25 protein-coding genes are annotated in these 25407 nt (G+C 59.3%); 3 read left to right on the plus strand and 22 right to left on the minus strand.

What is annotated here, in order from left to right; translation table 11 throughout:
* Positions 1–19 precede the first annotated feature (19 nt).
* The 15 genes from ACYZTX_RS22785 to ACYZTX_RS22855 form a co-directional block, all read right to left on the minus strand.
* On the minus strand, positions 20–988 hold the full coding sequence (locus ACYZTX_RS22785; protein WP_462035952.1) for a GTP 3',8-cyclase MoaA: 969 nt from the start codon (positions 986–988) through the stop codon (positions 20–22).
* A gap of 140 nt (positions 989–1128) precedes the next feature.
* The gene (locus tag ACYZTX_RS22790) at positions 1129–1767 is read right to left on the minus strand and encodes a TetR/AcrR family transcriptional regulator (protein ID WP_462035953.1); all 639 of its coding nucleotides are present in this window, start codon (positions 1765–1767) and stop codon (positions 1129–1131) included.
* A gap of 343 nt (positions 1768–2110) precedes the next feature.
* Positions 2111–2896, minus strand: coding sequence for a TatD family hydrolase (locus ACYZTX_RS22795; protein WP_462035954.1), 786 nt, complete (start codon positions 2894–2896; stop codon positions 2111–2113).
* A 14-nt stretch (positions 2897–2910) separates the two neighbouring features.
* Positions 2911–3267, minus strand: a complete 357-nt coding sequence (locus ACYZTX_RS22800; protein WP_090186752.1) for a PilZ domain-containing protein — start codon at positions 3265–3267, stop codon at positions 2911–2913.
* A gap of 42 nt (positions 3268–3309) precedes the next feature.
* The gene (locus tag ACYZTX_RS22805) at positions 3310–4296 is read right to left on the minus strand and encodes a DNA polymerase III subunit delta' (protein WP_462035955.1); all 987 of its coding nucleotides are present in this window, start codon (positions 4294–4296) and stop codon (positions 3310–3312) included.
* Positions 4289–4921 (minus strand): dTMP kinase, encoded by a 633-nt coding sequence (gene tmk / locus ACYZTX_RS22810; protein WP_462035956.1) that lies wholly within the window; start codon positions 4919–4921, stop codon positions 4289–4291. Before tmk ends, ACYZTX_RS22805 begins: the two co-directional genes overlap by 8 nt.
* Positions 4922–4940: 19 nt before the next feature.
* Entirely contained in the window at positions 4941–6206 is a 1266-nt protein-coding gene (gene mltG / locus ACYZTX_RS22815) for an endolytic transglycosylase MltG (protein WP_462035957.1), read from the minus strand.
* A gap of 3 nt (positions 6207–6209) precedes the next feature.
* Complete coding sequence (gene pabC / locus ACYZTX_RS22820; protein WP_462035958.1) at positions 6210–7025, minus strand: aminodeoxychorismate lyase; 816 nt, start codon at positions 7023–7025, stop codon at positions 6210–6212.
* Positions 7025–8269 (minus strand): beta-ketoacyl-ACP synthase II, encoded by a 1245-nt coding sequence (fabF, locus tag ACYZTX_RS22825; protein WP_282375707.1) that lies wholly within the window; start codon positions 8267–8269, stop codon positions 7025–7027. Before fabF ends, pabC begins: the two co-directional genes overlap by 1 nt.
* Positions 8270–8377: 108 nt before the next feature.
* Positions 8378–8614 (minus strand): acyl carrier protein, encoded by a 237-nt coding sequence (gene acpP / locus ACYZTX_RS22830; RefSeq protein ID WP_003442511.1) that lies wholly within the window; start codon positions 8612–8614, stop codon positions 8378–8380.
* Positions 8615–8805: 191 nt separating this feature from the next.
* Positions 8806–9549 (minus strand): 3-oxoacyl-ACP reductase FabG, encoded by a 744-nt coding sequence (gene fabG, locus ACYZTX_RS22835; RefSeq protein ID WP_282375706.1) that lies wholly within the window; start codon positions 9547–9549, stop codon positions 8806–8808.
* Positions 9550–9565: 16 nt separating this feature from the next.
* Positions 9566–10504, minus strand: coding sequence for an ACP S-malonyltransferase (gene fabD / locus ACYZTX_RS22840; RefSeq protein WP_462035959.1), 939 nt, complete (start codon positions 10502–10504; stop codon positions 9566–9568).
* Positions 10505–10630: 126 nt separating this feature from the next.
* On the minus strand, positions 10631–11641 hold the full coding sequence (gene plsX / locus ACYZTX_RS22845; protein ID WP_462035960.1) for a phosphate acyltransferase PlsX: 1011 nt from the start codon (positions 11639–11641) through the stop codon (positions 10631–10633).
* A 4-nt stretch (positions 11642–11645) separates the two neighbouring features.
* Positions 11646–11828: a 50S ribosomal protein L32 gene (gene rpmF / locus ACYZTX_RS22850; protein ID WP_008152339.1), complete on the minus strand. Its 183-nt coding sequence runs from the start codon at positions 11826–11828 to the stop codon at positions 11646–11648.
* Positions 11829–11841: 13 nt separating this feature from the next.
* Positions 11842–12369, minus strand: a complete 528-nt coding sequence (locus ACYZTX_RS22855) for a YceD family protein (RefSeq protein ID WP_004371317.1) — start codon at positions 12367–12369, stop codon at positions 11842–11844.
* Between the two features lie 106 nt (positions 12370–12475).
* Here ACYZTX_RS22855 and ACYZTX_RS22860 point away from each other — a divergent pair, with 106 nt between their 5' ends.
* Together ACYZTX_RS22860 and ACYZTX_RS22865 are read left to right on the plus strand one after the other, a co-directional pair.
* On the plus strand, positions 12476–13054 hold the full coding sequence (locus tag ACYZTX_RS22860) for a Maf family protein (protein WP_462035961.1): 579 nt from the start codon (positions 12476–12478) through the stop codon (positions 13052–13054).
* Positions 13055–13250: 196 nt separating this feature from the next.
* Positions 13251–14084, plus strand: coding sequence for a transposase (locus ACYZTX_RS22865; RefSeq protein WP_462035962.1), 834 nt, complete (start codon positions 13251–13253; stop codon positions 14082–14084).
* A gap of 127 nt (positions 14085–14211) precedes the next feature.
* Here ACYZTX_RS22865 and ACYZTX_RS22870 read toward each other — a convergent pair whose 3' ends face one another.
* Genes ACYZTX_RS22870 through rluC form a run of 3 tightly spaced genes read right to left on the minus strand, consistent with a single transcriptional unit; the run spans position 14212 to position 16837 of the window.
* Positions 14212–15201, minus strand: a complete 990-nt coding sequence (locus ACYZTX_RS22870; protein ID WP_462035963.1) for a S49 family peptidase — start codon at positions 15199–15201, stop codon at positions 14212–14214.
* Positions 15202–15225: 24 nt separating this feature from the next.
* Positions 15226–15888, minus strand: coding sequence for an HAD-IA family hydrolase (locus tag ACYZTX_RS22875; RefSeq protein WP_462035964.1), 663 nt, complete (start codon positions 15886–15888; stop codon positions 15226–15228).
* The gene (gene rluC / locus ACYZTX_RS22880) at positions 15875–16837 is read right to left on the minus strand and encodes a 23S rRNA pseudouridine(955/2504/2580) synthase RluC (protein ID WP_462035965.1); all 963 of its coding nucleotides are present in this window, start codon (positions 16835–16837) and stop codon (positions 15875–15877) included. The genes ACYZTX_RS22875 and rluC overlap by 14 nt, the downstream gene beginning before the upstream one ends.
* A gap of 700 nt (positions 16838–17537) precedes the next feature.
* On the opposite strand from rluC, the gene rne reads away from it, so the two are divergent.
* Positions 17538–20732: a ribonuclease E gene (gene rne / locus ACYZTX_RS22885; protein WP_462035966.1), complete on the plus strand. Its 3195-nt coding sequence runs from the start codon at positions 17538–17540 to the stop codon at positions 20730–20732.
* Positions 20733–20915: 183 nt separating this feature from the next.
* Here the strand turns inward: rne and ACYZTX_RS22890 are convergent, their stop codons facing one another.
* Genes ACYZTX_RS22890 through ACYZTX_RS22905 form a run of 4 tightly spaced genes read right to left on the minus strand, consistent with a single transcriptional unit; the run spans position 20916 to position 25274 of the window.
* Positions 20916–21506, minus strand: a complete 591-nt coding sequence (locus ACYZTX_RS22890; RefSeq protein ID WP_462035967.1) for a nucleotidyltransferase family protein — start codon at positions 21504–21506, stop codon at positions 20916–20918.
* A complete protein-coding gene (locus tag ACYZTX_RS22895) occupies positions 21503–22486 on the minus strand; it encodes an XdhC family protein (protein WP_462035969.1) in 984 nt (327 codons plus the stop codon). Before ACYZTX_RS22895 ends, ACYZTX_RS22890 begins: the two co-directional genes overlap by 4 nt.
* A complete protein-coding gene (locus tag ACYZTX_RS22900) occupies positions 22486–24807 on the minus strand; it encodes a xanthine dehydrogenase family protein molybdopterin-binding subunit (protein WP_462035970.1) in 2322 nt (773 codons plus the stop codon). The genes ACYZTX_RS22895 and ACYZTX_RS22900 overlap by 1 nt, the downstream gene beginning before the upstream one ends.
* Entirely contained in the window at positions 24804–25274 is a 471-nt protein-coding gene (locus tag ACYZTX_RS22905) for a (2Fe-2S)-binding protein (protein WP_462035971.1), read from the minus strand. The genes ACYZTX_RS22900 and ACYZTX_RS22905 overlap by 4 nt, the downstream gene beginning before the upstream one ends.
* Between the last annotated feature and the right edge of the window lie 133 nt (positions 25275–25407).

The raw sequence follows: 25407 nt of genomic DNA on the forward strand, positions 1-25407 counted from the left end.
GCCTCGCGATGAGGGAGGATCAACCGCCGATGATTTTCATCACGGTCGCGCCACCAGAAAATGCCACTTCCTGTTTATCACCCAAGGCTTTCACCAAGAGTCTCTGCAAGGCGGGCAACGCTTGATGACGGGGTTTGTCCAGCAGATCGCCGACATAGTGGCGGTTGCTCGACGACAGGCAGCCATGCAGCCAGCCAGTCGACGACAGACGCAGACGCGAGCAGGTGCGACAGAACGGAACGCTTTCGTTGGCGATCACACCGAAGTGCCCTTGGCCCGGAATCTCGTATCGCACGGCTGTGGCATCGACTGGCGCATCGGCCTGAAGGTATTCGTAGTGCTCACCGATCAGGCTCAGCAACTGCTGAAGGCTGACAAACTGCTGCAGGAAAGCATTGGAGTCGCTGGCCAGATGGCCCATGCGCATTAGCTCGATGAAGCGAAGCTCATAGCCGCGCTCCAGACAGTAATCGAGTAGTGGCATCACTTGATCGAGGTTTTGCCCACGCAGTGGCACCATATTGACCTTGATCTTCAGGCCGGCTGCGCTGGCCTGATCCATACCGTCGAGCACAGTCGCCAGATCGCCGCCACGGGCAATGCTGCGAAACGCGCTGGCATCCAGGGTATCGAGGGAAACGTTAATGCGACGAATGCCGGCGTCGACCAGCAGTGGCAGTTTTTTCGCCAGCAACTGACCGTTGGTAGTCAGGCTGATGTCCGCCAGGCCCATCTGCCCGACGGCGGTCATGAAGGTTTCGAGTTTGGGGCTGACCAGCGGTTCGCCACCGGTGATGCGCAAACGCTCGATGCCTGCGGCCTCGATCAGATACGCCACGCCACGCGCCATGGCCTCGGCCGACAATTCATCCTGCGCAGCCACTAACCGCTTGCCGTTGGGCACGCAGTAGGTACAAGCGTAATTACAGGCTGAAGTCAGACTGATTCGCAAATTGCGAAAACGCCTGCCTTGACGGTCAACGATCATGGATCACTCCGGCGGAAGAATATTCGGACCGCTAAAACTTGACTCACAAATCAAGTTTTAGCAATACCTATGCCTGAGTATATTCCTGCGGTACTGCGTCATGGTGTGAATATCATGGCGCAATAAGGCAACTGAATGGTTCAGCTGCTCGGTGTGTCGGTATCGCGCTTGCGCTTGTTGCCCATGCGCACGCCGATATCCATCAGGAACTGGAAGAAGCCTTCCTGATCTTCCAGCACATTGCTCCAGAACGGCGAGTGATACAGCGCCACAGCGCCGTGCACCAGTGCCCAGGACGCGCAGTAGTGGAAGTAGGGCGGCACGTCTTCGAGCTTGCCTTCGCTGATCCGCCCCTTGATCAGCAGAGTCAGGCGTTCGAAGTTCGAGGCGCGGATTTTGTGCAGTTCCTCGACCAGCTCCGGCACCTGATTGCCCTTGACCACCTTTTCTTCCAGACGATCGAACAACCGATAGCGTTGAGGATCGCGCATGCGGAATTCGAAGTAGGCACGGGACAGGGCTTCCTTGTCCTTGTCGACATCGGCCGAATGCAACAGCTCGTTCAAATCGCGCTCGTAATCGAGCATCAGGCGCAGATAGATTTCGGCCTTGGATTTGAAGTGCTTGTAGATCGTGCCTTTGCCGATACCGACGGCATCAGCAATCATCTCGACGGTGACACTGTCTTCACCTTGATCGAGGAACAGCTTGAGCGCGGTATCGAGAATTTCTTGCTCGCGGCGACGAAACTCACGGACCTTACGAGGTTCTTTATGCATAAGAAAAGGTCTGTAGGGGTCAAAATTCGAAGCCGCGTATTATGCCTAACTTGCGCAAAAATGCACGGATCATCCGACCATATATGTGTTTCTTGATGAATTCCGGTAGCTTCGCAGATTGATGAGAACTTAACCGAAGCGCCCGTATTCCAAATTTGTTTAAAAAACCGGGGCCGGTAAACTGGACTCGGCGCAATACTGATCAATACTTCAAATGTCGGCGGGGCATCTCCCCCAAGTGTCGCGCCGATATAGGTACCAACGGACCGCGTGCCTTTGTTTTACTCCTAATGGTCTTAACCCGGATTCACCCCCCAGAACCCGGGTTTTTTTTGCCTGCGATTTAACCTTTCACATGCGCCAGCGGAAAAAGTCGCTTGAAGTTCTCGGTGGTTTGCTCGGCAAACCGCTCGTAGGGCTCACCACGCAACATTGCCAGAAATTCCGCTACGTCGCGCACGTACTGCGGCAGGTTCGGTTTGCCACGATGATGAATCGGCGCCAGGTAGGGCGAGTCGGTTTCCACCAGCAGTCGGTCAGCCGGCACTTTACTGGCCACGTCACGCAGAGCGTCGGCATTGCGGAAAGTGACAATCCCGGACAAGGAAATGTAATAGCCCATGTCGAGCGCAGCTTTGGCCATCTCCCAGTCTTCGGTGAAGCAATGCAGAACGCCCGCCTGGGGCAGCGCGGCTTCGCGCAGCAGATTCAACGTATCGGCGCGGGCGCCACGGGTGTGGATGATCACCGGCTTGCCGGTCTGCTGCGCCGCTTGCAGGTGCAGTCGAAATGACGCCTGCTGCAACTCTGCCGCTTCTGGCTCGTAGTGATAATCCAGACCGGTTTCACCAATCGCCACCACACGCGGGTGGTTGAGCTCGCGCAACAGCCAATCCAGCGCCGGCGCGGCATTCGGTTGCACATCCAGCGGATGCACGCCGACCGAACAGTCGACGTCGTCGTAACGTTCAGCCAGGGCTTTGACGTCCGCGGCGTTCTCGACGCTGACGCCGATACACAGAAAATGCCCTACCCCGCGCTGGCGGGCCGCATCGAGTGCGGCATCCAGCGAGCCGTTGTGGGCGGCGAGGTCAAGACGATCAAGGTGGCAATGGGAATCTACGAGCATAAAAGGGCTGCAACTTACATCGTATGAGTGGGACGGTCGGACTTGAGGGCTCCGGCCAGATGGGTTTCGATTCGACTGCGCGCCGTGTTGTCGCCGTCGTTGAATTGCACGCCGACTCCCGCTGCCCGGTTGCCCTGCGCACCTTTCGGAGTGATCCAGGCGACCTTGCCGGCGACCGGAATCTTTTCCGGTTCATCCATCAGGTTCAGCAGCATGAATACCTCATCGCCCAACTTGTAGCTCTTGTTGGTCGGGATAAACAGGCCACCGTTCTTGATGAACGGCATGTAGGCTGCGTACAGCACGGACTTGTCCTTGATGGTCAGGGACAAAATGCCGTTGCGCGGCCCCGGATTGACGGCTTCATTCATGCTGACCTCCGTTGCTGATGCTCAGAGTCTAGGCTCAGACGGTCACTTCTGGATAGGCAAGGACGCCCATTGCACCAGCAGTGCCTCGAGTAGCAACACGCGATTGAGGTTGGCTTTGCTCATCACTTTCTGGCGCTGGGCGAGGATCCAGTCCTGGATAGTCAGGACTTTGTCCTGGCCGGCTTTCTGCGCGAGATACTGAATCACCTTGCGCATGTCCGTCAGTCCCAGCCCGTCCTCATCCTGAGTCAGCTGATAGCGCAGGATCAGGCTCGACCAATCGCAGAACCAGTCGAACAGCAGCAACAGCGGAATTGCATTCCAGCCTTCGGCCAATTGTGTTGGCGACTGTTGCTGCTTGAGCAACTTCTTCACGCCATCGACCACCAGCGCGCGCTGCTCGCGCACGCCCTGGGCCTGCAACTTGACGGCGGCCAGTGGCGAACCGGCGGCCAGAATCAGCAACTCGATGCGCTCTTCTTCCGAGCAGTCCGGCAAAGCCTTCGCCAGCCATGCAAGACTCATGGCTTCGCTCGGCAGTGGACAGGCCTGCTGCACGCAGCGGCTTTTGATAGTCGGCAACAGACGACTGGTCTGGTGGCTGACCAACAGCAAAACGGTATCGCCGGAGGGTTCTTCAAGGCTCTTGAGCAAGGCGTTGGCGGCGTTGATGTTCATCGACTCGGCCGGCTCGACCAGCACCACTTTGCGGCCGCCCATTTGTGCGGTCTGGACCACGAAACTGACCAGATCACGCACCTGATCGACCTTGATCGCCTTATCGGCTTCTTCCGGTTCCAGAATGTAGTTGTCGGGGTGACTGCCGGCCTTCAGCAACAGACAGGATTTGCATTCGCCGCAAGCATTCTGGGCGGATGGTCGCTGGCACAGCAAACTGGCCATCAAGCGCTCGGCCAGCGCACGCTTGCCGATCCCGGCCGGGCCATGCAGCAGATAGGCGTGAGCATGTTGCTTGCGGCCGGCCAACTGCTGCCAGAGATTGTCCTGCCACGGATAGGCTTCAGCCACGAGTCAACTCCAGCAGACGCGGCAGCAAGGCATCCAGTGACTGCTGAACCTGCGCCAGCGGCTGGGCGGCATCGACCAGGACATAACGCGCAGGATCGGCTTCGGCACGCTTGAGGAAAGCACTGCGCACCGCATCAAAAAAGGTTCGGCCTTCGAGTTCGAAACGATCCAGACGACCGCGAGCGCTGGCGCGGGCCAGGCCCACTTCCACCGGCAGATCGAAAATCAACGTCAGGTCCGGGTGCAGATCGCCCTGGACGAAGGTTTCCAGGGTCGCAATGCGCTCCAGCGACAGGCCGCGACCACCGCCCTGATAGGCGTAGGTCGAATCGGTGAAGCGGTCACACAAGACGACTGCGCCGCGGGCCAGCGCCGGGCGAATCACCTCGGCCAGATGCTGGGCTCGCGCGGCGAACACCAACAGCAACTCAGTGTCCGGGTTCATGACTTCATCAACCGGCGCCAGCAGCACTTCGCGGATCCGCTCGGCCAACGGCGTGCCGCCGGGTTCGCGGGTCAGCACAACCTCTATCCCAGCGGTGCGCAGGCGCTCGGCCAGGTATTCGCGATTAGTGCTCTTGCCGGCGCCTTCCGGGCCTTCCAGAGTAATAAACAAGCCAGTCACAGGCAGTCCTTAGTCAGAGTCATTGCGGGCTTTGCGGCGCGGTTGCATCCGGTTCGGGCACAGGTGCAGCAGCGGGTTCTTGAACGGGTTCTTGCGCCGGTTCCTGTGACGACTCCTGGGCAGGCGCTTGCGGCTCGGGTGGCGCCGCTGGAGCAGGCTCTTGCGGCGGCATTTGCGGCAAAGCCTCGGGGGCGGTGTCGGGCGATGCGGCCGGAATCGGTGCCTGCTCCTCCGTCGCCTCTGGCGCCGTGGCCGGCGCGGGGCTGGAGCGGTAGTCGGCGCGGCGCCTGATCTGGAACTCACGCACAGCGTTATTGTGCGCGTCCAGATCATCGGAGAACACGTGGCTGCCATCACCACGAGCCACGAAATAGAGGCTATTGCCAGCCACCGGATTCAGTGCTGCATGAATCGCTTCGCGGCCGACCATGGCGATCGGAGTCGGCGGCAGGCCTGAAATCATGTAGGTGTTGTACGGGGTCGCTTCCTTGAGATGGGCGCGAGTCAATTTGCCGTTATAACGATCACCGAGGCCGTAGATCACGGTCGGATCGGTCTGCAACAACATGCCTATTTCCATGCGCCGCACAAACACGCCAGCGATTTGTCCGCGCTCCTGTGGCACACCGGTTTCCTTTTCCACCAGCGATGCCATGATCAGCGCCTGATAGGGTTCGGTGTACGGCACGTCAGCCGAGCGCTGGCTCCACTCCTTGGCGAGGACTTCGTCGAGGCGATCGTAGGCTTTCTTCAGCAGCTCAACATCGGTCATGCCACGCACGAAGCGGTAGGTGTCGGGGAAGAATCGACCTTCGGGAAAGATCCCGGTGTGTCCGAGCTTGTCCATCACCTCGCTATCACTCAAACCGTCGAGAGTCTTTTCGAGTTTTTCATCCTTGGCCAGCGCGGCACGGACCTGATGGAAATTCCAGCCTTCGACCAGGGTCAGGCTGTACTGAACCATTTCCCCGCGTTTCCACAGGTCGATCAAGCCCTCGACAGTCATGCCGGGCTGCATGCGGTATTCGCCCTTGTGCAACGGTTGTTTGGCGAGATTGAAGCGCCAATACACGCGAAGCCAAAACGCATCCTTGATGACGCCATCGGCTTCGAGTCGATAGAAGGTACGGGTGGGTGTCGTGCCTTTTGGCACTTCCAGCAGTTCTTCCTGGGTGATGTTCAGCGGTTGTTCCAGCGCCGAATGGATTTTCCAGGCCGAAGCCCCCAAACACAGCCCCGCCAGAACCAATCCGGTTTCCAGCAGCAGCAAGAATTTACGTCTCACGTATCAAGCATCCAGTAGCGCGCGGGCAATGGTTTGGAGTTTACGGGTGAGCGGACCAACCGGCCAGCTCAGTGCTGCATAGGCGCACACAGGCCAAACGCCATACACGCTGTTGCAGACAAAGACTTCATCAGCCCATTGCAGCTGATCGAGAGTGATGTCGGTGATTTGGGTGGGGATCCCCAATGACTCGGCTTGAAACAATAATTCGGCACGCATCACGCCGGCCACGCCACAGCGTTTGAGGTCAGCCGTGATCAGTACTCCATCGCGCACCAGGAACAGATTGCTGAACACGCCTTCGATGACACGCCCGGTCTGATCGAGCATCAAGCCTTCGGCATGATCGGCGTCTTGCCATTCGGAACGGGCGATGACCTGCTCAAGACGGTTCAGGTGTTTGAGTCCGGCGAGCAGAGGCTGTTTGGACAGCCGCGTCGCACAGGGGAACAGGCGAACGCCCTGCTCTCCATGAACGGCAGGATAAGCAGCGGGAGGATTGCCTTGCAGAATACGTCGGGCATGAGCCGAGGGATCGGGCGCGTAACCACGCAAGCCGTCACCGCGAGTGAGGATGAGCTTGAGCACGCCCTCACCCAATGCGCTGGCAAAGGCCAGCAGCTCACTGCGGATCAACTCATGATCGGCAGCGATCGCCAGGCGCGAACAGCCGTCCGCCAGACGCGACAGATGTCGATCCAGCAACAACGGCTGCCCGTCCTTGACCAAGAGGGTCTCGAACAGACCATCGCCATAAGCCAGGCCGCGATCCTTCAGCGACAAAGCGTCAGCCGGCTGACCGTCGACCCAGCTGTCCATCAGTCAGCAAACCGGCGGAACACCAGTGAGCCGTTGGTACCGCCAAACCCGAAGGAGTTGGACAGCACCACATCGATATTCATATTGCGTGCGGTATGCGGTACGAAATCGAGGTCGCAACCTTCGTCCGGCTCATCAAGGTTGATGGTCGGCGGCGCTACCTGACTGTTGATCGCCAGCACACTGAAGATCGCCTCGACCGCGCCCGCCGCACCCAACAGGTGACCGGTCATGGACTTGGTCGAACTGACCGCCAGCTTGTAAGCGTGATCGCCGAACACCGACTTGATCGCACAGGCTTCGGCAAGGTCGCCCGCCGACGTCGAGGTGCCGTGAGCGTTGACGTACTGAACCTGATCGCCATTGATCTTGGCATCGCGCAGCGCATTGGTGATGCAACGGGCAGCACCGGCGCCATCGGCCGGAGGCGAAGTCATGTGGTAGGCATCGCCACTGGTGCCAAAGCCGATCAGCTCGGCGTAGATCGTCGCGCCGCGGGCCTTGGCGTGTTCCAGTTCTTCCAGAACCAGAGCGCCGGCACCGTCGGACAGTACAAAGCCATCACGGCCCTTGTCCCATGGTCGGCTGGCGCGGGTCGGTTCGTCATTGCGGGTCGACAGTGCGCGGGAGGCGCCGAAGCCGCCCATGCCCAGACCGCAAGCCGCCATCTCGGCGCCGCCGGCAATCATCACGTCGGCTTCGTCGTACATGATGTTGCGGGCCGCCATGCCAATGCAGTGCGTACCGGTGGTACACGCGGTGGCGATGGCGTAGTTAGGTCCCTGTGCACCCAGGTGGATGGACAGGAAACCGGAAATCATATTGATGATCGAGCCAGGCACGAAAAACGGAGAAATCCGTCGTGGGCCGGAATCATGCAGCGTGCGGCTGGTTTCTTCGATATTGGTCAGACCGCCAATACCCGACCCCATGGCTACGCCAATGCGCTCACGGTTGGCGTCGGTGACTTCCAGACCGGCGTTACGAACTGCCTGAAAACCTGCGGCCAGACCGTATTGAATAAACAGGTCGAGCTTGCGTGCTTCCTTGACCGACAGGTATTCCTCGACATTGAAGCCCTTTACCGAGCCGCCAAAACGGGTGGAATAGGCAGAAAGGTCGGTGTGTTCGATCAGACCGATGCCACTGCGGCCAGCCAGAATGCCCTGCCAACTGCTCGGCACATCCGTGCCCAGTGGCGACAACATACCCATACCGGTGACTACGACGCGTCTACGCGACACAGCACTCTCCTTTTTCAAATGACGACTTTGCATCAGGCCTAAAGAAAAAACCGCACGCCGTGATGGCAGTGCGGTTTTTCCATGACAGCAAGCAACGATTACAAGCTATTAAGCCTGGTGGTTAGTAACGTAATCGATTGCAGCTTGTACAGTAGTGATCTTCTCAGCTTCTTCGTCAGGGATTTCGGTCTCGAATTCCTCTTCCAGAGCCATCACCAGCTCAACGGTGTCAAGGGAGTCGGCACCCAGGTCTTCAACGAAGGAAGCAGTGTTGACCACTTCTTCTTCTTTAACGCCCAGTTGCTCAGCAACGATTTTCTTGACGCGCTCTTCGATGGTGCTCATACCTTGTTTTCACTCCTAATGGACAAATTCAGGCAGCTGGCCAGTGGGTAAGTGTATAGAAAGACTTTTCAGTTTTTCAACTGAAAGCTTCACTCCTCAAACCCGGTGGCCCTCTGCCTATAAATAGATTGCAGCTTTATAACGGATTTTAGACAGCTCGTATGACATTTTTTTGAAGCAACCCGTCACATTTAACTCATGTACATCCCGCCGTTCACCGGGATTGTAGCCCCAGTAACGTAAGCCGCACCGTCGGATGCAAGAAAAGCGACCACAGACGCGATCTCTTGAGCTTGTCCCAGACGACCCAGCGGAATCTGCGTCTGCAAGGCTTCACGCTGTGCCTCGGGCAATTCGCGGGTCATATCGGTGTCGATGAACCCAGGAGCCACCGAGTTTACCGTAATCGAACGCGAACCGACTTCACGCGCCAGTGCACGGCTGAAACCTTCCAGACCGGCCTTGGCGGCTGCGTAGTTTACTTGGCCTGCGTTGCCCATGGCACCCACAACCGAGCCAATACTGATAATTCGTCCCCAACGGGCTTTGGTCATGCCGCGCAAAACGCCCTTGGACAGGCGGAACAGACTGTTCAGGTTGGTATCGACGACATCATGCCATTCGTCATCTTTCATGCGCATCATCAGATTATCGCGGGTGATACCGGCATTATTGACCAGGATCGCCGGCGCACCGAACTGCGAAGTGATGCTCGCCAGTACTGCAGCAACGGACTCGTCGCTGGTGACGTTGAGCTCCAGGCCAGTGCCTTGAATACCGTTTTCCTTCAGGGTAGCGGCAATGCGCTCGGCACCCGAGGCAGACGTCGCGGTGCCGATAACGATGGCACCCTGACGACCCAATTCCAGGGCGATAGCCTGGCCGATACCGCGGCTCGCGCCGGTGACCAATGCAACTTTACCTTGCAGACTCATGCAGGCTTCTCCTGATTCAGGCCAGCGCTGCACGGGCGGCAGCGAAGGCATCGGGGGTATTGAGGTTGGATGTCGACACGCCTTCGGCGCAACGCTTGTTCAGACCAGCCAGCACTTTGCCAGGGCCGCATTCGACCAACTGGGTAGCACCCTTGGCGGCCAGTACCTGAACCGATTCGACCCAGCGTACAGGCTTGTAAAGCTGCTCAAGCAGATCGCGCTTGAGGGTTTCCAGATCCGCTGGCACGCTGGCGCTGACGTTCTGAACCACCGGGATCTGCGGCACCTGCCAGTCGATCGCTGCGATCGACTCGGCGAAACGCTCGGCCGCCGGACGCATCAGCTCGCAATGGGACGGCACGCTGACCGGCAACGGCATGGCACGCTTGGCACCACGAGCCTTGCAGCCTTCGATGGCGCGCTCGACCGCTGCCTTGGCTCCGGCGATGACCACTTGACCAGGGGAGTTGAAGTTGACCGCGCTGACCACCTCGCCTTGCGCCGCTTCGGCACAGGCTGCCAACACGTCAGCGTCGTCCAGACCGAGGATCGCGGCCATGCCGCCCTGCCCGGCCGGAACGGCTTCCTGCATCAACTGACCACGGCGTTCAACCAGCTTTACCGCGTCGCCCAGGCTCAGACTGCCTGCGGCGACCAAAGCGCTGTATTCGCCCAGACTGTGACCGGCAACATACGCCGGACGCGCGCCGCCTTCAGCCAGCCACAGACGCCACAGGGCAATCGAGGCGGTCAGAATGGCCGGTTGGGTTTTATCGGTTTGATTGAGTTGCTCTTCCGGCCCTTGCTGGGTCAGTGCCCACAGGTCGTAACCCAGAGCATCGGAAGCTTCTTTGAAAGTATCGAGGACAACCGGATGTTGCGCGCCCAACTCGGCCAGCATGCCGAGGGACTGCGAACCCTGTCCCGGAAAGACGAATGCGAGGGAAGCAGACATGTAACAAGCCCCTAATGATCTTGTCGTCGGAGAATTGACGTCCCGCTTGGAGGAACGCAAGAAACTGACAGTTGGATGGCAAATTGAACTGAGCGGTCACATTTAAGCATTGTCCGACGAAAACGCCTAAAGCAACAAATCCTCCAGACGACCATGAATGCGTTCCGGCAGGTTTTCCTGGATCTCGATCAAGGCGCGCTGAATCGCACTCTGGAAGCCCTGAACCCCCGCGGAACCATGGCTTTTGACCACAATCCCCTGCAATCCAAGGAAACTCGCGCCGTTATGTCGCGCAGGCGCCAGATCGGCTTGCAAACGCCTCATCAGCGGCAATGCCAGAGCACCGACCACTTTCGACGCGAGGTTTTTCTTGAACAAGGCTTCGATGCGCCCGGCAATCATCGTCGCCAGGCCTTCGCTGGATTTGAGCAGGATATTGCCGACAAAACCGTCACACACCACCACATCGGCCTCGCCACGGTACACACCGTCACCTTCGACAAAACCGATGTAATTGATGCCGCGAGCGCTCTGCAACAACGTGGCCGCCAGCTTGACCTGCTGATTGCCCTTGATGTCTTCAGTACCGATGTTCAGCAGCGCCACGCGCGGACGAACGATGCCGAGGGTTTCCGCCGCCACCGACCCCATCACCGCAAACTGCAACAGATGCTCGGCGCTGCAATCGACATTGGCGCCCAGGTCGAGCAACTGGCAATACCCCTTCTGCGTCGGAATCGCCGCAACCATCGCTGGCCGATCAATGCCCGGCAAGGTCTTGAGCACGAACCGCGACAGCGCCATCAGCGCGCCGGTATTGCCGGCGCTGACACAGGCCTGGACCTTGCCGTCTCGCAGCAACTCCAGCGCCACACGCATCGACGAATCGGGCTTGCCGCGCAAGGCCTGGGCAGGTTTTTCGTCCATGGCGATGACTTCGGACGCCGGTACAACCGACAGGCGCGAGCGATCCACAGCCGATTGGCCAGAGAGCAATTCTTCAAGAAGAGAGGGTTGACCGACGAGGGTCAGGTACAGCGAGGGCGTAGCAGACAGACAAGCAAGGCTGGCCTGAACAATGCTGCGGGGACCGAAGTCCCCGCCCATTGCGTCAATCGCGATGACTTGAGCAGACAAGTGATTACTCGTCAGCGCCCTTGTCGATCACTTTACGGCCACGGTATACGCCTTCTGGCGATACGTGGTGACGCAGGTGAATTTCACCGGTGGTTTTTTCTACAGACAGAGTGCTTGCCGTCAGGGCGTCGTGCGAACGACGCATGTCACGGGCAGAGCGGGATTTTTTGTTCTGCTGAACAGCCATAATTGATTAACTCCTAAACGTTTGGGTCACGCTTTAACTGCGCCAATACACTGAACGGGTTGGACCGCGTTACCTCGTCCTCGCTCGGTTCGGGCTCATCGAGACCCGCCGGCTGCTGGCATTCTTCCGGATGATGAGCAGGCACAATGGGCAAGGCGAGCAGAAGCTCCTCCTCGATCAGTGACTGCAGATCCAATGGATCTTCGCCCAGTTCCAGCACGTCATAACCTTTCGGCAACGACTGGGTATTCGCACCCTCCTTCACCACAGCATAACTGCATTCGCTATGGATCGGCAGGGTGACCAGCTCAAGACAACGCTGGCAAACCATTTTGACTTCGGTGTCGATAAAGCTGTGGATTACCACAGACTTACGTTCATCTCGTTCAAAAACGAATTTAGCCTGCACCGTACCGACAGTGTCGGAAAGCGGGTCGCAGAGTCTCTCCAAATCGGCCAGCAGCAGTTCACCTTGAAGGGTGGTGCCACGATCAGCCAATTTGCGCGGGTCAACGTGAGGTGGAATCGGGTCATTCAACATAGGCGCAGCATTATAGGGATGCACCCAGCCATGTCAAAGGAAATTCAGCCCTGTCCGTCACTTGCAAGCCTCCGCTAGAATTCGCGCCTGTCTTCTGGAGATGCGCATGCTGCCTTTATTACTCGCTTCAAGCTCGGTTTATCGCCGGGAATTGCTGGCCCGCTTGCAGCTGCCGTTTACTTGCAGCTCGCCGGATATCGACGAAAGCCATCGCCCGGACGAGTCCGCCATCGAGCTGGTAAAGCGCCTCGCCGAGGAAAAAGCACGCGCATTGGCCGGCAGCCACCCCGCTCATCTGATCATCGGCTCCGACCAGGTCGCGGTACTGGGTGATCGGATCATCGGCAAACCGCATACTTTCGAAAAGGCCCGCGAGCAGCTATTGGCCTCAAGCGGTGCCCGTGTCACCTTCTTGACCGGCCTGGCGCTGCTGAATAGCCAGACCGGCGTCTGCCAGGTGGACTGCGTGCCCTTCACCGTACACATGCGCACACTCGCCCCATCGCGCATCGAACGCTACCTGCGCGCCGAGCAGCCCTACGACTGCGCTGGCAGCTTCAAAGCCGAAGGCCTAGGGGTGAGCCTGTTTCAAAGCACCGAAGGCCCTGACGCCACCAGCCTGATAGGCCTGCCATTGATTCGCCTGGTCGACATGCTGCTGGCCGAAGGTGTGCAAATCCCCTAAAGATCAAAAGATCGCAGCCTCGTTTCACTCGACAGCTCCTACATTGAAATGCGTACCCCTTGCAGGAGCTGTCGAGTGAAACGAGGCTGCGATCTTTTGACTTAAAAAAAACCGGCAAAAACAGACTGTGTGAAAACCTAGCAATCTGCTCACCGGTTGAGAAAATGCCCGTATCGCAAGATACGGGCATTTTTTTATGCGCTATATCCAAGGTGAAAACCGCTCCCAGAGCGCGCTTTTTCCACTCTCGCTGGACGAGCTCATTCCCGACGATCATCTGGTACGGGTGATCGAAGCCTACATTGCTCTTCTGGACTTTGAGCAGTTGGGCTTTGATAAAGCCAGACCCAAGGCCACTGGGCGCCCCTCGTACGATCCCGCCGATCTGCTCAAACTCTATCTGTACGGCTATTTTCAGCGCATTCGTTCTTCGCGGCGACTTGAGGCCGAGTGTCGGCGCAATGTGGAGGTCATGTGGTTGTTGGGCCGACTGGCACCTGACTTCAAAACCATTGCTGATTTTCGGCGCGACAACAGTGCCGCGTTCACCGCAACCTGTCGTGCCTTCGTTCGATTCTGCCGCCAGGCTGGTCTGATTGCCGGAGAGTTGGTGGCCATCGACGGCAGCAAGTTTCAGGCGGTCGCTTCCAGCCGCAAACACCTGACACTGAAACAACTGAACAAAGGGGATCGAATCTACCAAGCGACCATCAGCGACTGCGGGAAATGCCCGCTGAAAAGCCGCTGCACCAAGGCTAAGCGTCGCTATCTGATGCGCCATGCCCATGAAGCGGCGTTTGAGCGAATGGAACAGCGGATGAAGGCCCATCCCGAGATGATGGTCTATCGCCGATCCATCGTTGAACACCCCTTCGGCAACCTGAAGCACTGGATCTTCGGCAACGGCCGGTTTTTGCTGCGCCAGCTGAAGGGGACTCGCGCAGAAATGGCGCTGGCGGTACAGGCCTACAACTTGAGAAGGGCTATCCAGGTGCTGGGAGCACGGAAGCTGATAGCGCTGATGGGCTGAGAGGCCCTTTGTTTTTTACATTCCAGAAAAGCAAATGCCCCGACAAGTCGGGGCATTTGCTTTAAGCCGCTGCGAACTGCGTTTTCACACAGTCTGAAAAAGCCGGTTTTTTTATGCAGCAAGAAGGTCAGCGCAACGAAGGCCCCTGGAAGCCCATCCACATCGCCAGATGCTCAGCCACGCTGGCACCGAGCTTTTTCGAGAAGCGATCGAACGGCGATTCCTGAACGGTGAAGTCCACCAGCTCTTTCTCGCCGATCACATCACGCGCCACCGAACTGGCATTCCCCAGACCATCGATCAGACCCAGCGGCAGTGCCTGCTCCCCGTTCCAGACCAACCCGGAGAACAGCTCCGGATGCTCTTTGTCCTTGAGACGGTCGCCTCGGCCCTTTTTCACGCTATTGATGAATTGCTGGTGTGTCGTATCCAGCACGCCCTGCCAGAACCGAGTCTCCTCAGGCTTCTGCGGCTGGAACGGGTCGAGGAACGACTTGTGCTCGCCCGACGTGTAAGTCCGACGCTCGACGCCGAGCTTCTCCATGGTGCCGACAAAGCCGTACCCGGCTGCCGTTACACCAATGGAACCGACCAGACTCGCCTTGTCGGCGTAAATCTGATCGGCCGCGCTGGCAATGTAGTAAGCACCAGAAGCCCCAAGGTCCGAGATCACCGCATACACCTTGGTAGCTGGGTGCAAACCGCGCAGACGGACAATTTCGTCATACACATAACCCGACTGCACCGGACTGCCGCCCGGGCTGTTGATCCGCAGGATCACACCCTTGACCTTCTCGTCCTCGAAAGCCGCACGCAGGCTGCCGACGATGTTGTCAGCGCTGGCAGGCTCCTTGTCAGCAATCATGCCGGTCACGTTGATCAGCGCGGTGTAGTTGCCACTGCGGGTCGCGGCTTTTTCCATGTCCATCAGCGGCGTGAACAGGACCAGCGCACCCAACAGGTACACAAAGGTCAGCAACTTGAAGAAAATCCCCCAGCGACGGGACCGGCGCTGCTCCTGCACGCTGGCCAGCAGGGTCTTTTCCAGCAGCTTCCAGCTTTTCTCGTCACCGCTCTCTGCGCCCGCCTTGGCGGGCGCTTTCCATTCGTCGGTCATGACTTCTACCCCAGCAAAAACGTATTAAGCCCGCTGACTCAGCCAGGCATGCAATTCTGAAAAACGATCAATGGCAAGTCGCGGCTCGAACAGCTTCAACGCCTCGATCGATTGTGCGCCATAGCTGACGGCCACGGAGTCCATGCCGGCGTTGCGCGCCATCTGCAGGTCAAAGGACGAATCACCCACCATCAGCGCCTGCTCCGGGCGAACTACGCAGTGCGCGAGGATCTGCTCAAGCATCAGCGGATGGGGTTTGCTGGCGGTTTCGTCGGCCGCACGGGTGATATCGAAATAATCCTCCCAGCCATGCGCCTTCAGCACCCGGTCCAGCCCGCGACGAGCCTTGCCGGTCGCGACCGCCAAGTGATAACCCTCGGCACGAAACGCTTCCATCGACTCGACAACGCCTTCGAACAACGGCGAAGGCACGGCTTCTGACGCAATGTAGTGATCGGCGTAGTGCTCGCGAAAGGCGATCAGCTCGGCATCGCCAATGTCCGGATACAAGGTACGAATCGCTTCCGGTAAGCCCAGACCGATGATGCCCTTGACGGCAAAATCATCACACAACTTAAATCCGGAGCGCTCGGACGCGACATGCATCGCCTCGACAATCCGACCAATGGAATCAGCCAGTGTACCGTCCCAGTCGAAAATCAGCAGTTTGTAATCAGATGGGTGCACTCAGGCGCTCCACGGTTTTGGCCCACATCTCATCCACGGGCGCCTGCAATTTCAGCTCACCGCCATCGGGCAGCGGCACAGTCAGCATGTAGGCGTGGAGGAACAGGCGCTTGCCGCCCAGGTCGCGAATTTCTTTACTGAAATCGTCATCGCCATACTTGGTGTCGCCGGCGATGCAGTGCCCGGCGTGCAAGGTATGGACGCGGATCTGGTGAGTTCGGCCGGTGATCGGCTTGGCTTCGATCAGGGTGGCAAAGTCGCCGAATCGACGCAGGACCTTGAACACGGTCACAGACTCCTTGCCCTCCTCTTCGTCGACCTCGACCATACGCTCGCCGGAGCGCAGATTGCTCTTCCCGAGCGACGCACGAACCTGCTTGATCGAGGCCGCCCAGTTACCGCGGACCAGCGCCATGTAGCGCTTATCGACGCCATCGCCGCGCAAGGCCGTGTGCAAGTGACGCAGCATGCTGCGTTTCTTGGCGATCATCAGCAGGCCGGAGGTGTCACGATCGAGACGGTGAACCAGTTCGAGCTCTTTGCAATCGGGACGCAACTGACGAAAGGCTTCGATCACCCCGTAAGTCAAGCCGCTGCCGCCGTGAACCGCAATACCGCAAGGCTTGTTGATCACAATCAGCGCCTTGTCTTCGAAGACAATCGAGGCTTCGAGTCGCTGCAACAGGCCTTGGGCCAGCGGTACCGGTTCGTCGCGCTCAGGCACGCGAACCGGCGGCACGCGCACGATATCGCCCGCCTGCAGCTTGTATTCGGGCTTGATCCGACCTTTGTTCACTCGCACTTCGCCCTTGCGCAAAATGCGGTAAATCAAGGTCTTGGGCACGCCTTTGAGCCGAGCGAGAAGGAAGTTATCAATACGTTGGCCGGCATATTCCGGCGAGACCTCCAGCAGTTGTACGGCTGGGGTCGAAGGGGCAGTAGTCGTCATGGCGCGGATGATAACAATTTTTTATGGAATTGAAGCACTTAATCATTGCTGCTATAGTCGCGAACGCCGCCAAAAGTGGCCTGGACAGCGGACTAACGGTCAAAAACCGGCCCTGACCAACGCAATTCACGAGGACGAGAGGCCGTCCTACGGGGCTTTCGCTACGAAACGGTAGAGTTTGCAGTTGTAACGAGCGCAGGTGACATGAGGCCTGAAGCATGCCGCAAAGCAGAGTTTTCACTCGCCTTGCGAGCAAATATTCACGGCCAGTTCACAAAGTGCAGTCAGCTACGAACAACCCCGAGCGAACGCTTCGGAAACAACGCCTAAATTAGCCATGATGCGTGACCTCCCCTTTCGGAGCTCACGGTAAATGCCAACCCGCTGCGGATTCTGCGCGCGGCAGCACCCGAATTATCAGGGATACGTGTAGGGTGGAGATGCACAACCGCCGGACTGTGTAGCAATAGGCTTTATCAAGACGCTTCATCTCGTCCACAGCCGCTGTTTGATTCCTCCTCCTGACTGAGTGCTTAAGTAGCCACAGCAAGCAGGACGCGTACGTCGCGACGCCGGCCCAATTGGCCGGGGTTCGCTAGACACTGGAGTGTCCAACCACTCCTGACGCACCTGACACCGACCATGAGAAGTCGTGTGTGCCGAACGCCGTTTCCGGCAGCCCGGAAACCGACGGTACTACATGAAAAGAATGCTGATTAACGCAACTCAACCCGAAGAGTTGCGTGTTGCACTGGTAGATGGCCAGCGCCTCTACGACCTGGACATCGAATCCGGTGCACGCGAGCAGAAAAAGGCCAACATCTATAAAGGCCGGATTACTCGCATCGAACCAAGCCTTGAGGCTGCCTTTGTCGATTTCGGCTCCGAGCGCCACGGCTTCCTGCCCCTCAAAGAAATCTCCCGCGAATACTTCAAGAAAGCCCCCGAAGGCCGCGTCAACATCAAGGACGTCCTGAGCGAAGGCCAGGAAGTCATCGTTCAGGTCGAAAAAGAAGAACGTGGCAACAAGGGCGCCGCCCTGACCACCTTCATCAGCCTGGCCGGTCGTTACCTGGTGCTGATGCCGAACAACCCGCGTGCCGGTGGTATCTCCCGTCGCATCGAAGGTGAAGAGCGCAACGAACTGCGTGAAGCCCTGAACGGCCTGGTTGCGCCAGCCGACATGGGTCTGATCGTTCGCACTGCCGGCCTGGGCCGCAGCAGCGAAGAAATGCAGTGGGACCTCGATTACCTGCTGCAACTCTGGACCGCCATCAAAGAAGCCTCGCTGGATCGTTCCGCGCCTTTCCTGATCTACCAGGAAAGCAATGTGATCATCCGCGCCATCCGCGATTACCTGCGCCAGGACATCGGCGAAGTGCTGATCGACAGCGTTGAAGCCCAGGACGAAGCCCTGACCTTCATTCGCCAGGTAATGCCGCAGTACGCCAGCAAGATCAAGCTGTACGAAGACAGCGTTCCGCTGTTCAACCGTTTCCAGATCGAAAGCCAGATCGAGACCGCTTTCCAGCGCGTCGTTGAACTGCCTTCCGGTGGTTCCATCGTTATCGATCCGACCGAAGCCCTGGTGTCCATCGACATCAACTCGGCGCGCGCCACCAAAGGCAGCGACATCGAAGAAACCGCCCTGCAGACCAACCTTGAAGCCGCCGAAGAAATCGCCCGTCAGTTGCGCTTGCGCGACATCGGCGGCCTGATCGTCATCGACTTCATCGACATGACCCCTGCCAAGAACCAGCGCGCCGTGGAAGAGAAAGTCCGCGAATGCCTGGAAGCCGACCGCGCTCGCGTGCAAGTCGGTCGCATCTCGCGCTTCGGCCTGCTGGAAATGTCCCGTCAGCGCCTGCGTCCATCGCTGGGCGAAAGCAGCGGCATCGTGTGCCCGCGTTGCAACGGCACCGGCATCATTCGTGACGTTGAATCGCTGTCGCTGGCGATCCTGCGCCTGATCGAAGAAGAAGCCCTGAAAGACCGTACCGCCGAAGTTCGCGCCCAAGTGCCGATCCCGGTGGCTGCGTTCCTGCTCAACGAAAAACGCAACTCGATCACCAAGATCGAACTGCGCACCCGTGCCCGCATCGTCATTCTGCCGAACGATCACCTCGAAACGCCGCACTTCGAAGTTCAGCGTCTGCGCGATGACAGCCCGGAAGCCAGCATCAATCAATCCAGCTACGAAATCGCTGCTGCCGCTGCCGACGTCGAAGAAGTCCAGCCTGCCGCTGCAACCCGCACCCTGGTACGCCAGGAAGCCGCGGTCAAGACTGCACCGGCCCGCGCCAACGCTCCGGTTCCGACCGAAGTCGTCGCTGCCGCACCTGTTGCAGCACCGGTTGCCGTGCCAGAGCCAAGCCTGTTCAAAGGCCTGGTGAAGTCGCTGGTCAGCCTGTTCGCCACCAAGGAAGAGCCAGCCGCTCCGGTTGTGGTTGAAAAACCAGCGACCACCGAGCGTCCGGCCCGTAACGAAGAGCGTCGCAACGGTCGACAGCAGAGCCGCAACCGTAACGGTCGCCGCGATGAAGAACGCAAGCCTCGTGAGGAACGTGCACCGCGTGAAGAACGCGCACCACGCGAAGCCCGCGAAGAAACGCCAGCAGTTCCAGCAGTAGCCCGCGAAGAACGCGCTCCACGTGAAGAGCGCGCACCACGCGCCCCTCGCGAAGAACGTGCACCGCGCGCTCCTCGCGAAGATCGCAAGCCACGTGGCGATCGTGAAGAGCGTCCGGTTCGTGAACTGCGTGAGCCTCTGGATGGCGCTCCGGCCGCAGCTGTTACCGCTGAAGAGCGTCCAGCTCGCCAGCCACGTGAAGAACGCGCTCCACGCCCACCGCGTGAAGAACGTCAGCCACGTGCCGAACAAGCCGCTGCTGCAGTCGCTGAAGAAGAGCTGATCACTAACGAAGAGCAACTGCAGGAAGACGGTCAGGAAGGCGCCGAAGGCGATCGTCCACGCCGCCGCTCCCGTGGCCAGCGTCGTCGCAGCAACCGTCGTGAGCGTCAGCGCGATGCCAACGGCAACGTGATCGAAGGTTCTGAAGAGTCCGAGTCCGCCGAAGGCGAAGCTGCTGAAACCAGCGAAGCGCCAAGCGCTGCCGATCTGGCCGCCGGCCTGGCTGTTACCGCAGCCGTTGCCAGCACCGTGATCAGTGCTCCAGCCGAAGCACAGGCTAACGAGCAAGCCGAACGCGCTACTGCTGCCACTCTGGAAACTGCTCCAGTGGAAGCGCCAGTGGTTGAAGCAACGACTCCGGTCGAAGCCACCGCAGCTCCGGAAATCGAAGTGGCCCCGGTTCGTGAAGCACAGCCTGTATTTGAAGCTGCCGCTGAGCCAGTGGTTGCCGCAGAGCCGATTGTTGAAACAGCAACCGAAACAGTGACCGAAGCTGTCCGTGAAGTTCGCGAAGAGCAAACCGCGTTCAACTGGGTAGCCGAGCCGGTAGCTGTTGAAGCTCCTGCACCGGTTGCTGAAGCCATCGTTTCCGAGCCAGTGGTTGTGGCTGCCGAGCCGGCTCCAGTCGTTGAAGCGCCGGTTCCGGTTGTTGCCGAAGTAGCTGCATCGGTGGTTGAAGCGGCCCCAGTCAGCGCCTTGACCGAAAATGGCCGTGCGCCGAACGACCCACGTGAAGTGCGTCGCCGCAAGCGTGAAGAAGAGCGTCTGCAGAAGGAAGCCGAACTGGCTGCCGCTGCTGCTCCGGTTGAAGCGTTCGTGGCTGCTGAGCCTGCACCGGTTGTCGCTGAAGAAGTCGAGGCAGTTCCTGCTCCGGCTGAACCGGCTGCATCGGTAATCGACGAAGCACCGCGCTCCGTTCAGGAAGCGGTAGAGCAACACGAACAAGCCCTGGAAAAAGAACACGAGCCTAAACCTCTCGTCTGATTCCATCGGCCACTAAAAAGCCCCGCCTGGTGATCCAGGCGGGGCTTTTTTTATTTCGTCTGAAAGACCGAGTCGCCTGCATTCGCGAGCAGGCTCGCTCCCACAGGGTTCGGCGGTGATTACATAACAGTGATCACACCGCAGATACGATGTGGGAGCGAGCCTGCTCGCGATGACGGTAACTCAGGCGAAAACCAACTTCTCAGGTGTATCCACATCCCACAACACCCCGGCATCCTCCACCGCCACTTCAACTACCCTCGCCGATGCAAACAACGCCTTGGCGCCATGATCACCCGATAACGCCATCAGCCCCGGACCAAACGTTCGGCCGAACCCCACCGGATGCCCATACTCGCCTTGATGCACCGGCACACTGATGGCGTCATCAGCAATCCCCGCCACCACACGCTCAATACTCGACGCAAGGATGAACGGCATATCCCCCAGCACAATCAGCCAGCCACTGAGCTGTGGACACGCTGCCACCCCGGCCGCGATGCTGTCACCCATGCCGGTCGATTCGATCAGCACAATCTCGCAGCCATAGGCCTTGGCCATGCGGATCACTTGCGGGCGATCCTCAGTGGTGACCAGGACGCGCGTCTCAAGGGAGGCCGGCAGATTCACCAGCACTTGCTCGATCACCGAACGAACAGTCCCATCGCGCCCCGTACAATCCGCCAGCAGCTTGTCCTTCTCGGCACCCGCCGCCTGTCGAAACCGACTGCCCTGCCCCGCCGCCAACACGATGACGCCGATAGGTTCACTCATACGACCTCCTGCAACAGCTTCTTCTGCTTCAGTTCGACGCCGTTCTTGATCGCGACGATTTCGGCCAGTAGCGACAAGGCTATTTCCGCCGGTGTGTGGCTGCCAATGTGCAAACCGATCGGGCCATGCAGCCGCTCGATGGCCTGCTGAGACAAGCCTAGCTGAGCCAGGTTCTCCCGGCGCTTCAAGCTGTTGACCCGCGAGCCCAGCGCACCGACATAAAACGCCTTGGAGTCCAGGGCCGTGAGCAATGCCATGTCATCCAGTCGAGGATCGTGGGTCAGTGCGACGATGGCCGTACGCTCGTCGGTTTGAATGGTGAGCACCGCTTCATCGGGCATGCCCGCGACAAACCGCCCGTGTTGCTCTTCCCAGCCGTAAACGAACTCGGTGCGTGGGTCGCAGATCAGCACTTCAAAATCCAGCAGCCGCGCCATCTCGGCGACATAACGTGACAGCTGCCCGGCGCCGATCAGCAACAAGCGCCAACGCGGGCCGTAAATGGCGCGCAAGGTCTGCCCGTCAAACGTCAGCACATCCGTCTTGTTGGCCGCTTGCAAAACCACTTCACCGCTCTCGATATTCAGCGCCCGCGCAACGATTTCATGCGCCTCGCAGCGCGCCAGCAACTCGGCAACCCAAGCCGGGTCGCCGACCCGCTCCTCGGTCAGGCGCAAGGTGCCGCCACACGGCAAACCGAAGCGTGCCGCCTCCTCACGGGTAACGCCGTAAGCGATCAACTGCACCGGCGGGTCATCGGCTGGAATTCGACCGTCGTGCAGCCGGGCAATCAAATCGTCTTCGACACATCCGCCGGACACCGAGCCAATCACCACGCCATCTTCACGCAAGGCCAGCATGGCACCAGGCGCCCGAGGCGCGGTGCCCCAGGTCTGGACCACGCTGTACAACACTACTCGCTGACCGGCGCGGCGCCATTCCAGCACGCTGCGCAGAACATTCAGATCGACGCTGTCCATCAGGCCTGCGCCTTCTGCCAACCTTGCAGCTGATAACGAACAGGCAGGTCGCGGATGCGCTTGCCGGTGGCGGCAAAGATTGCGTTGCACAGCGCGGGCGCAATCGGTGGCACGCCCGGTTCACCGACACCGCCCAATGGCACTACACCCGGTGGGGTGACCAGATGAATCGCGACTTCCTTCGGTGCCAGGGACATGCGCGCCACTTCGTACATGTGGAAGTTGTCCTGCTGAACCTTGCCGTCCTTGAAACTGATTTCCCCCAGCACCGCGTTGCCCAGGCCCATGACGCAGGCGCCTTCGAACTGCGCACGAATGCGCTCGGGGTTGATCTGCGGACCGCAATCCACGGCGATATCGGCCTTGTGCACGATCAGCGTGCCGTCGTCTTTGACTTCAACCTCGAGCACCGCCGCCACATAGGTGACGAAACTGTAATGCACCGCCAGGCCCAGGCCTCGGCCCTTGGGCATTTCACGCCCCCAGCCTGCGGCTTTGGCGGCGGTTTCCAGCACCGTGCGCATCCGTCCGGTGTCGATCGGATACCGCTCGGGCGATTCGCCGTAGTTCCACTCTTCACTCAAGGTGCGCGGATCGATCTGCCGGTCGGGGCCGAGCAATTTGATCTGGTACTTGAGCGGATCCTGGCCGGCCTTGTGCGCCAGTTCATCGACAAAGCTCTGAATCGCAAAACCGTGAGGAATGTTCGACACCGAGCGATACCAGCCAACCCGCGTGTGAATAGCCGCTTCCGGGTTTTCCAGGCGCACGTTGGGGATCGCGTAAGCCATGTTGGTAAAGCCCATGCCCAGCTCGAAGGCCGCCTCGTGGTTCATGCCCGGCGCAAACAGCGCGGTGATGCTCGGCGCCACGGTGCGGTGCAACCAGCCGGACGGCAGACCGTCCTTGTTCAGACTGGCTTTCAGATACTCGGCCGACACCGTGTGGAAATAGGAACAGTGGATGTCGTCTTCACGCGTCCATTGCACCCGCACCGCCTTGCCGGGGAATTCCTTGGCAAGGATCGCGGCTTCGATGATGAAGTCCGGTTTGGATTTACGACCGAAGCCGCCACCCAGCAGGGTGACGTTAAAACTGACGTTATCGAACGGAATGCCGAGGCGTTCGCCAATGCGTTCGCGGGTGACTTGGGGTGCCTGGCTTGGGGCCCAGGCCTCGCACACACCGTCCTTGAAGCGCGCGATGGCGACCATCGGCTCCATTGGCGCCTGCGTCAGGTGCGGCAGGTAATAGGACGCTTCGAGCGTGCTGTCGGCGCTGCCCATGGCCTCGTCGATGCTGCCGGTATTGCGCACCACTTTGCCGGGTTTCAGGGACGCGGCTTCCAGTTCCTTGCGGTAGGCAATCGAGTCGTAACTGGCATGAGGGCCGTCATCCCACTCGATTTTCAGCGCCTCGCGGCCTTTGATCGCGGCCCAGGTGTTGCTGGCCACCACGGCCACGCCGCCGAGCGGTTGAAACTCCAACGGCAGCGGACGATCTTCGATCTGGATGACTTTGATCACGCCCGGGACTTTCATCGCGGCGCTGGAGTCGACGGACTTGACCTTGCCGCCGTACACCGCTGGGCGCGCAATGGTGGCGTAGAGCATGCCGTCGAAATGTACGTCTGCACCGTAAATGGCGCGGCCATTGACGATGTCGGCACCGTCGATTGCCTTGGTCCCTTCCTTGCCGATGTAGCGAAATTCCGACGGCTGCTTGAGCCGCAGGCTGTCACGCGCCGGCACTGCAAGCGCACCGGCCGCGGCGGCCAGGGCACCGTAACCCAGCTCACGACCGGTCGGTTTATGGATGACTTTATGCAGCTGTGCATGGCATTCGCTGACCGGCACTTTCCACTGTTCGGCAGCCGCTTGTTCGAGCATGGTCCGCGCGGCAGCACCACAGCGACGCATCGGCTCGTACCAGTGGCGCATGCTGCGCGAACCGTCGGTGTCCTGGTTACCGAAGCGCACTTCGTCGCCCGGCGCCTGCTGCACCTTCATCATCGCCCAGTCCGCGTCCAGCTCATCGGCCACCACCATCGTCAGGCTGGTGCGCACACCCTGGCCCATTTCCGAACGGTTGCAGACCACGGTCACTATGCCGTCAGCGGCAATGCTGACGTAAACCTTCGGATCATCGATCCAGCCATGGGGCATGCCGTCGGCGCCGAACTTCTTCTCTTTCTCTTCGGCAAACGCGTCTTGCCAGCCCCAGCTCGCAACCAGAACCAATGCACTGGTCGCACCGACGCCTTTGAGGAAGCCACGGCGACTGAGGTTGTTCAGCACGAAATCATTCGGTAACTGGTTCATGCCTTGGCCTCCTTCAGGTGAGTGGATGCCTGGCGGATGGCGGTCTTGATGCGGTTGTAAGTGCCGCAGCGGCAAATATTGCCGACCATCGCCTCTTCGATCTGTTCGTCGCTGGGGTTGGGGTTGGTCTTGAGTAGCGCCGTGGCGGACATGATCTGCCCACCCTGGCAGAAACCGCACTGGGCCACGGCAGTGTCGAGCCAGGCTTGTTGAACGACTTGCCCGACCGGGTCGGCGTGCAGGTTATCGATAGTGGTGACGTTCTGGCCCACTACCGAACCAATCGGCGTGATGCAACTGCGCGCCGGAGCGCCTTCGATATGAATGGTGCAGGCGCCGCACAGGCCCATGCCGCAGCCAAATTTGGTGCCGTTGTAACCGGCCTCGTCGCGGATCGCCCAGAGCAGCGGCATGTCCTCGGTGACATCGAGTTGATGGTCTTGACCATTGAGCTTCAGGGTAATCATGGGCACGCCCGCATAGTTATTGGTTATGGGGTCGAGCAATCTGCCGCCAGGGGTTAGCGGTGGGTATTGCGCAGATCGGCTCAGGCTAATGAGGCTCTCTTATGCGGACGATAGCGTCTGCATCGGGCCTTTG

The organism is Pseudomonas sp. MDT1-17 (assembly GCF_054898105.1).

Excerpts from the sequence above, each read along its gene's own strand:
- ACYZTX_RS22785 (WP_462035952.1), bottom strand. The coding sequence starts at position 988 with ATGATCGTTGACCGTCAAGGCAGGCGTTTTCGCAATTTGCGAATCAGT.
- ACYZTX_RS22790 (WP_462035953.1), bottom strand. The coding sequence starts at position 1,767 with ATGCATAAAGAACCTCGTAAGGTCCGTGAGTTTCGTCGCCGCGAGCAA.
- ACYZTX_RS22795 (WP_462035954.1), bottom strand. The coding sequence starts at position 2,896 with ATGCTCGTAGATTCCCATTGCCACCTTGATCGTCTTGACCTCGCCGCC.
- ACYZTX_RS22800 (WP_090186752.1), bottom strand. The coding sequence starts at position 3,267 with ATGAATGAAGCCGTCAATCCGGGGCCGCGCAACGGCATTTTGTCCCTG.
- pabC (WP_462035958.1), bottom strand. The coding sequence starts at position 7,025 with ATGGACAGCTGGGTCGACGGTCAGCCGGCTGACGCTTTGTCGCTGAAG.
- acpP (WP_003442511.1), bottom strand. The coding sequence starts at position 8,614 with ATGAGCACCATCGAAGAGCGCGTCAAGAAAATCGTTGCTGAGCAACTG.
- fabG (WP_282375706.1), bottom strand. The coding sequence starts at position 9,549 with ATGAGTCTGCAAGGTAAAGTTGCATTGGTCACCGGCGCGAGCCGCGGT.
- fabD (WP_462035959.1), bottom strand. The coding sequence starts at position 10,504 with ATGTCTGCTTCCCTCGCATTCGTCTTTCCGGGACAGGGTTCGCAGTCC.
- rpmF (WP_008152339.1), bottom strand. The coding sequence starts at position 11,828 with ATGGCTGTTCAGCAGAACAAAAAATCCCGCTCTGCCCGTGACATGCGT.
- ACYZTX_RS22855 (WP_004371317.1), bottom strand. The coding sequence starts at position 12,369 with ATGTTGAATGACCCGATTCCACCTCACGTTGACCCGCGCAAATTGGCT.
- ACYZTX_RS22860 (WP_462035961.1), top strand. The coding sequence starts at position 12,476 with ATGCTGCCTTTATTACTCGCTTCAAGCTCGGTTTATCGCCGGGAATTG.
- ACYZTX_RS22865 (WP_462035962.1), top strand. The coding sequence starts at position 13,251 with ATGCGCTATATCCAAGGTGAAAACCGCTCCCAGAGCGCGCTTTTTCCA.
- ACYZTX_RS22870 (WP_462035963.1), bottom strand. The coding sequence starts at position 15,201 with ATGACCGACGAATGGAAAGCGCCCGCCAAGGCGGGCGCAGAGAGCGGT.
- rluC (WP_462035965.1), bottom strand. The coding sequence starts at position 16,837 with ATGACGACTACTGCCCCTTCGACCCCAGCCGTACAACTGCTGGAGGTC.
- rne (WP_462035966.1), top strand. The coding sequence starts at position 17,538 with ATGAAAAGAATGCTGATTAACGCAACTCAACCCGAAGAGTTGCGTGTT.
- ACYZTX_RS22890 (WP_462035967.1), bottom strand. The coding sequence starts at position 21,506 with ATGAGTGAACCTATCGGCGTCATCGTGTTGGCGGCGGGGCAGGGCAGT.
- ACYZTX_RS22895 (WP_462035969.1), bottom strand. The coding sequence starts at position 22,486 with ATGGACAGCGTCGATCTGAATGTTCTGCGCAGCGTGCTGGAATGGCGC.
- ACYZTX_RS22900 (WP_462035970.1), bottom strand. The coding sequence starts at position 24,807 with ATGAACCAGTTACCGAATGATTTCGTGCTGAACAACCTCAGTCGCCGT.
- ACYZTX_RS22905 (WP_462035971.1), bottom strand. The coding sequence starts at position 25,274 with ATGATTACCCTGAAGCTCAATGGTCAAGACCATCAACTCGATGTCACC.